The organism is Candidatus Deianiraea vastatrix, from assembly GCF_007993655.1.
GTDB classification, from domain to species: Bacteria; Pseudomonadota; Alphaproteobacteria; order Rickettsiales; family Deianiraeaceae; genus Deianiraea; species Deianiraea vastatrix.
This window is the reverse complement of record NZ_CP029077.1, coordinates 297,791-304,130: the sequence shown is the minus strand read 5'-3', so window position 1 is coordinate 304,130 and position 6,340 is coordinate 297,791. Positions and strand designations below refer to the sequence as shown.

The following is a 6,340-nucleotide window of genomic DNA, read 5'->3' as shown; positions in this document are numbered from 1 at the left end:
GCTCACCCCCAAAAAACCCTTTCGCAGTCGAGGTAAATTGTGATTTCGGGGATGTGTTTAGGGTTTGGAAAAGATTTCAAGAAAAATACGCCAGGTTTAGTTTGGAAAATTGGAGGCTCACCCCCAAAAAACCCTTTCGCAGTCGAGGTAAATTGTGATTTCGGGGATGTGTTTGAGATGCAGGTCTGAAGATATTTTTTTCTTTATATGCAGAATTATAGTTTTGTCAACCTCAAGTTTTTTGTCTAGAACCGGTGCGATAATTTCGCTAGTAAAAAATTCCGACCACAAAAATATGTCAACTTTTTTCAAGTCTGAAGATGCAACAACCCTTGAGCAAAAAACAAAAAAACCCAATAGGCATATAGGATTTTCAGTAATAAATGAGGATACACAACGCAAAACAAGAGATGAAAATCTTTTTTGCCGCACAGATGGATTGTTAATTTTTATCATTTAGCACTGAATTTACTGATTTTGTAACTCTATTTTTTGATGTGAAACCGTATATGATATGCTTGAATTATTATCAACTTGACCAATTTTCCCAGATCTTGCTTTTTGTCTTCTATTGTAAGCCTGCAGTTGTTTATATTTTTTTCTCTCAGCACATTTTAAATGATATTTTTTTATCTTCAAACGCACAAAAGTACCCTCTTTTTGCATTATGTGTCTCAGCTTGCCAAGCGCCGATAAAACCTCATTATCATTACCATTTACACTAACGGAAGGCCCAGTATTACTATTCATAAAAAATCAGAATGCAGGGATTAGTAACATATAAAATATATTTTGCAAGGGTTTTTTTGTTTACTTTTATTTTTTAGCTATTCTAATTTATAAAAGCTAAATTAAAATGATTTTTATATATAAAAATGCTAAAATTTTAGACGCATATAATTTAATAACCAGCACACACAACCATGATGCAATAATATTCAATAACAAATATCTTGATATAAATGATCAAAATACAATCTCTTTTTGTGAATTTATAGCGCAAAATAAGGAATTTTCCCTTGTATCCAACGAAGGTAGGTTAAACTTTATACTGCAAATAACAAAAGATTTAACTCTTGCGAAAAAAATTATATCCTACATAGAAAATTACCATAAAAATATAGTGAAAAACACAGAATATGAGCATATTATAATTACATATAGTGATCTTTTAAAGCAAAGCAATTTTATAGATTTTGATTTAAATATTGATGCACTACTTCAGAAAGCATTGGATTTTGTACAAAAATCTGCACAAAAATTCTTATTTTTAGGTATTGATTTTGCCAAATATTTTACTTTTTTTAAAGATATTGCAATGTTAAAGAATGTCGACATTGTGTTTTTAAATAATCAACATTATAACGACATTAACACAGAAAAAGCCCTTGAATACTGCGGTCAAAATGATATTACTATTACAAATATTCAAAATGCGCCGCATGCCTGCCAATGTGAAATAATACAATTTGCGACAGAAAATTCTAAAATCAGCTATATTACGGAGGAAATTACAAAATTACAAAATAAGAAAATTGCAGTTATAAGCGATGATATATACAATCTGGAGCTTTTTGAAAGCATCATAAAAAGTAAAAATATTGCATGCCACAGTGGTGAATTTTTGGCTAAAGTAAATATTATTAATGAAATCGCAAAAATTGCATTTAATAAGATTAAATTTAAACTTTATATTACTGATTTTTTGCATAAATTATTTCCACGGTATAAAAATGATATAAATCGTCTACAAAATGAAATTATAGAGAAAAATATTTCATCACAAAAGAAAATTATTGCTGTAATGAAAAATATTTTTCATGGAAATGCCGATATAGAAAATGTTATTCAAGTGCTAGGCTGTATACAAAAAAATGGCTTAATATCTGAGTTTTTAAATAATTGTAATAAAATATACAATATATCCGAATATCTGGAATTAAAATCTTACAATGGTATAATGTACAAAAATTATAACGAATTAGTTGAAATTTTAAATATTTTGCACAATGAAATCAACAAAAAAGAAGATATTTCTGGAAATGTTGATGGTATTAATGTTTTTATTTTATCTCATGAAAAGGCAAGATTTGAACAATTTGACACAATATTTTTCCTAGAATCGAAAACAACGTTTACATCAGAAAATCAGAAGAATAAATACTTTGTAGATATTGCAAATTTTATCGATCAATGCAGTAATTTTATCATTCCAACAACAAATAATCTAATTTCCATTAAAGCATTTATGCAAGCTGTCAATATTGAGCCAAAAATATCTTCATATAATGAAAATAACGACAATACAAATCACTCAAATAGGACTGCAATTTCAGATTTTTCAAGCAAAATGCCAAATAAAATATCATATAGTGCAATTAAGTTATATATTGATAATCCGTATGATTTTTATATCAAATATATTTTAAAACTGCGCAAACAAGAATCTTTTGCAAATGCAACAATAGGAATTGCAAGGCATGAAATTTTGCAAAATATAGCAAATTTTCTGAATTTAAATAAAATGTTGGATATAGATGACATTAAAGCAAAAATCAAAGACGAAATACTGCCACGATATGACGATAATAATCTAAATTCTAAAATTCTAAATGCTGAAATGACAGATTTTGTAGATCTTATCTATAAATTGCTATCAAAGATTTTAAAGAATGGTGGAAAGATAGTGACAGAAGAAATTTATGAAACAAGTATTGTTATTGATAATAGAGAGATAAAAATAATTGCAAAACCGGATATTTTAGCAATTTACGATGATTATTTTGAATTATATGATTTAAAAACTGGATCAAATGCTCATAAAGATATAACAATTAGCGGTGAAATATCAATGAAAAATCCACAACTTTTAATGTATGCAAATGTAATTTCAGATAGTCTAAAGAGGCCAGTTAAGGATTTTTCCTATATATATTTTAATCAAGATGTAAAATATATTAAATCTTTTTCACAAGAAATTGATAAAGAAAATATTTTAACAATTTGTGAAAAATGCAATACTTTTATAACAAATATCTTGCAAAAAATTTATACAGATGGCGAATTTATAAACGATATTAATGAGACAAATTACTGGTATTTTGCAAAAGAATAAACTTTTATTTATTATCGCAAATTACAATTCCACTTGTTGTATCGTTTAACGAAGATAACTCGGCAAGAAGAGAGTGCTTGTCCTCTGAGCTGATTATATGAACAGCCTCAACACCATTTTTAAGAGCATTAACCGAAGCTTTTAATCGTAATATCATTTTGTAGTCAGTTGTGTTTTCAATAAGTCGATTGACATCTGATGGCTTTATGTGACCGTTTATAATACCATCTTTAGATTTTATATTGTAATTTTCTGACATTATGATAACCTTTGTTGCTTTTATATTTTCAGCTATGTAACATGCTAAAACATCAGCATTAATGCTAAATGTATTAAAACTTTTATCGAAAGCAATAGGCGATATAACTGGCACCAAATCAGCATTATCCAAAAGATCTTCAAAAAACTCTAGATTAATATCAGCAGGATCTCCAATAAAACCTAAATCAATGATTCTTTCTATATTGGACCCTTCGTCTTTTTGCGTTCTGCGTATTTTTTTTGCAGTAATTAAATTATTATCTTTTCCAGAAAGTCCAATACAATTGACTTCATGCTTTAAGAGGTATTTGACAAAATTTTTATTAATCAATCCAGTCAAGGCCATTTCAACAACCTCTATCGTCGCCGAATCTGTTATTCTATAGCCATCAAAAAAGTCGTTTTTAATTTTTAATTTCGCAAGAACTCTATCCACTTGAGACCCAGCGCCATGCACCACGACGACAGATATTCCAAGTGTTCTTAAAATTGCAATATCATTTCCAAGGCTTTCAAGAAAATTTTCATCATCCATTAACTCTCCACCGCATTTTATTACAATTCTCTCTCCAGATAGCTCTTTTAAATTTCCTATCATTTCTGATAATTCCGACACTTTATCAATTATTTTATCAGACAAAGCATATTTTGCACTTTTACTCATAATGATATAAAATTATTTCTTTTCAACAAATCTTTGGATGTAGTCGTCAACTAATTTAACGCCAAATCCAGTTGCGCCAGCTTTTGCAAGCTTTTTGTCAGATGTTATAATGCCGCCAACACCAGCTATATCAATATGAGCCCATTTTTCATGTCCATCGATAAATCTGCCTAGAAAGTGAGCAGCGGTAATGCTTCCAGCACCACGGCCAGTTCCTGTATTTCTTACATCTGCAAATTGAGAATCTATCATAGCGTCAAATGCTTTATCAAGAGGCAATCTCCAGCATTTTTCACCAGTTTTAGCACCCGAGCATGCAAGATTTTTTGCAAGTTCGTCATTATTTGAGAAAAGTCCTGCGTATTCTTGACCAAGTGCTACAACAATAGCGCCAGTAAGAGTTGCAAAATCAATAATTGTTTCAGGGTTAAATTTCGTTTTTGTGTAATACAAAACATCAGCCAAAACAAGCCTTCCTTCTGCGTCCGTGTTTAAAACCTCGATTGTTTTTCCAGACATAGTTTTTACTATATCTCCCGGTTTTTGAGCCTTTCCGCCAAGCATATTTTCAACAAGACCTACTGCGCAAATTGCATTTACCTTTGCTTTTCTTCTTGCAAGTAGGCAAATTGATGCAAAAGCAAGGGCCGAACCTGCCATATCGTCTTTCATTTCCTCCATTCCATTTGCAGGTTTGATTGAAAGCCCGCCTGAGTCAAATGTCACGCCTTTTCCAACAAGAGCTATATCGATTTTGTCTTTCGCACTTGGGTTTCCTATGTATTTAATAATTACAGTTTTAGACTCAACATCGCTTCCAAGACCAACGCCAAGAAGTGCGTGCATTCCGAGTTTTTCCATTTCTTTTTCGCCAAGAATTTCTATATCAAGATTGCCGATTTTTTTAACCTCATCTTTCATTAAAGCGCTGTAAGTTTCTGGATTTATTATATTTGCAGGCTCATTTCCAAGGTCACGAGCTGCGTAAATTGACTGTAGGGTTAGATTTACATGCTCCGTTTTTGCAGCAATATCAGTTTTAGCAATTACAGAAATTGCAGATAGTTTTGATAACTTTTCAATTGCTTTTTCACCTGTTAAATATCTTGAGAAAGTATAATTTTTTTGAACTATTCCAAAAGCAATGGAAAGTGCAATTTCGTCTTGAATGCTTTCCTCAGCATTTGCAATATTTACGCATGAAATCGCAAGTTTTTCAATTTTTGCAGATGAAATAAAGCCACAGATTGATCCGCCTTTTTCTTCAAAACGGCTGAGCTTTTTGCATTTTTCTTTTTCGCATTCTTCTTTTGCATCGCATTTTTTCTTTTCGCCAAGTCCATGTAAAATTATACCTTTAAGATTTGATTTTGGAAGTCCAGATATCATTAAATTTTCACCACACTCGCATTTAAAGTCACGAATTGATGCCACTTTTTTGACAAAATCAATGTCTTCACTTGATAAATATTTTCCGCCGTTTATTTCACCTTTATCAAAATTTTCTTTGCTAATTGGAAGTAATAAATATCCAAAATCATCGACATTTAAAGAGATTTTAACTAATTTTGTAAATTCGTAGCTCATATCTAATAAAAAATAACTGTAAACCTATTATGATGAGAAAAATATTACTTGCAAGTTTTTTTTAATATTTAACTAAAAAAATACAAAAGAAAAGAAGCAAAATATTTAAATATGCAATATCTCTTTCGATTTTCTATCTAGTGAGTCTTCTATTTTTTTAATAAACATATCTGTTATTTTCTGAACATCAGCTTCATTTCTTTCCATCTCGTCTTTAGAAATTTCCTTGTCTTTTTCAGCTTTTTTAGTCTTGTCGTTTTCATCACGACGAATATTTCTTATAGCAATTTTTGAATCTTCTGCGTATTTTTCGCAAATTTTTACCATTTCTTTTCGGCGATCTTCTGTCATTTTTGGAAGTGGAACACGTATTATTCCAGATTCTAAAATCGGATTTACACCAAGCCCCGCGTCTTGAATTTCCTTATTTATCACACTTGCAGAACTTGAATCAAATGGTTTAACACTAAGTGTAAAATTGTCAACCACAGATATACTTGCAACCTCTTTTAGCCTCATTTTTTGACCGTAAATTTCAACCAAAACGCTTTCCAAAAAAGCTGGACTTGCCCTGCCAGAACGGACAGAGCCAAGGTGATTTTCAAAGGCATCTAGTGCTTTTTGCATTCTATTTTCTACTTCTTTTTTATTAAAATTATACATACTTGACAAATAAAAATTTATCTATTTAGCTCTTTATTAAAATATGTAAA

General features: G+C 30.4%; 6 protein-coding genes. 1 reads left to right on the top strand and 5 read right to left on the bottom strand.

The genetic code is table 11. The features are described from left to right. Window positions 1–117 precede the first annotated feature (117 nt). Complete coding sequence (locus deia_RS01325; RefSeq protein WP_146820214.1) at window positions 118–456, bottom strand: ribosome-binding factor A; 339 nt, start codon at window positions 454–456, stop codon at window positions 118–120. A 12-nt stretch (window positions 457–468) separates the two neighbouring features. Then, a complete protein-coding gene (locus deia_RS01320) occupies window positions 469–750 on the bottom strand; it encodes a 30S ribosomal protein S21 (RefSeq protein WP_146820213.1) in 282 nt (93 codons plus the stop codon). 106 nt (window positions 751–856) lie between these two features. Between deia_RS01320 and deia_RS01315 the strand changes: the two genes are divergently transcribed. Further along, window positions 857–3,115, top strand: a complete 2,259-nt coding sequence (locus tag deia_RS01315) for a PD-(D/E)XK nuclease family protein (RefSeq protein ID WP_146820374.1) — start codon at window positions 857–859, stop codon at window positions 3,113–3,115. A 4-nt stretch (window positions 3,116–3,119) separates the two neighbouring features. Here the strand turns inward: deia_RS01315 and argB are convergent, their stop codons facing one another. The 3 genes from argB to frr all read right to left on the bottom strand — a co-directional run bounded on the left by argB (window position 3,120) and on the right by frr (window position 6,290). Next, on the bottom strand, window positions 3,120–4,040 hold the full coding sequence (gene argB, locus deia_RS01310; protein WP_146820373.1) for an acetylglutamate kinase: 921 nt from the start codon (window positions 4,038–4,040) through the stop codon (window positions 3,120–3,122). 12 nt (window positions 4,041–4,052) lie between these two features. Then, the gene (locus deia_RS01305) at window positions 4,053–5,627 is read right to left on the bottom strand and encodes a leucyl aminopeptidase (RefSeq protein WP_146820372.1); all 1,575 of its coding nucleotides are present in this window, start codon (window positions 5,625–5,627) and stop codon (window positions 4,053–4,055) included. A 105-nt stretch (window positions 5,628–5,732) separates the two neighbouring features. Next, window positions 5,733–6,290, bottom strand: a complete 558-nt coding sequence (gene frr, locus deia_RS01300; RefSeq protein ID WP_146820371.1) for a ribosome recycling factor — start codon at window positions 6,288–6,290, stop codon at window positions 5,733–5,735. Window positions 6,291–6,340 lie beyond the last annotated feature (50 nt).